Origin of the sequence: Pseudomonas sp. 2995-3, assembly GCF_002742565.1 — a bacterium.
GTDB classification, from domain to species: Bacteria; Pseudomonadota; Gammaproteobacteria; order Pseudomonadales; family Pseudomonadaceae; genus Aquipseudomonas; species Aquipseudomonas edaphica.
On the sequence record NZ_LJSB01000352.1, the window covers coordinates 1 to 264 of the forward strand.

Sequence of the window (264 nt, forward strand, 5' to 3'; positions counted from 1 at the left end):
GAATTTCCTAGAAATGAAGACATTTATAGAGATTTACGAGAAGGATTATTGAACGAAGCTGAAAATTTAGCTAGAAATAGTCAAAGTGATGGATATTTCCTATCATTAAAGGAAAAAGATTATATTTGGGGAAGTAATATGCTTGTGATGAACAACGCAATGCTTTTGTTATTAGCAACACAATTTTCGGAGAAAAAAGAATGGCATGCTATTGCGTTAGATCATGTACACTATTTATTAGGAAGAAATGCAGTAGATATTAGC

The 264-nt window shown here is 31.4% G+C and carries 1 protein-coding gene; it reads left to right on the forward strand.

Annotated elements, in window-relative coordinates; genetic code table 11:
* A partial coding sequence (locus AOA62_RS29695; protein WP_178075669.1) for a glycoside hydrolase family 9 protein occupies positions 1–264 on the forward strand: 264 nt, incomplete at both ends.